Origin of the sequence: Aquicoccus porphyridii, from assembly GCF_008369105.1 — a bacterium.
GTDB classification, from domain to species: domain Bacteria; phylum Pseudomonadota; class Alphaproteobacteria; order Rhodobacterales; family Rhodobacteraceae; genus Aquicoccus; species Aquicoccus porphyridii.
Genome location: NZ_VINQ01000232.1, coordinates 1 through 361, shown reverse-complemented (window position 1 = coordinate 361; position 361 = coordinate 1). Strand labels below are relative to the sequence as shown.

Here is a 361-nt window from a genome sequence, read left to right as displayed (position 1 = left end):
AGCGGACAATGATGTCCTTGAGAATCTTGTTGACCGCGTGACCGATGTGAATGCTGCCGTTGGCGTACGGAGGGCCATCGTGCAGGACGAACTTCGGACGGTCGCCGCCAATGGCCCGCAGCTTCTGGTACAGACCGATGTCGTTCCAGAACTTGAGGGTTTCCGGCTCGCGCTGGGGCAGGCCGGCTTTCATTGGGAAGGCGGTTTCCGGAAGGTTTAGCGTCGCTTTGTAGTCGGTCATCTCAGGGCCTGTTCAGGATCTCTTCAATCAAGCGGTTGGCCCAGCCAGTAGGCCCGGGCGGCGGCGATATCCGCGAGAATCGCCGCCTTGAGTGCCTCCAGGGAGGCAAAACGCTGCTCG

At 60.7% G+C, this 361-nt stretch carries 1 protein-coding gene; it reads right to left on the bottom strand.

Features of this window, described 5'->3' with window-relative positions; genetic code table 11:
- Positions 1 to 241 (bottom strand): class I tRNA ligase family protein (locus tag FLO80_RS24315; RefSeq protein WP_149187181.1); only part of this gene is annotated, 241 nt, incomplete at its 3' end.
- Positions 242 to 361: the final 120 nt, after the last annotated feature.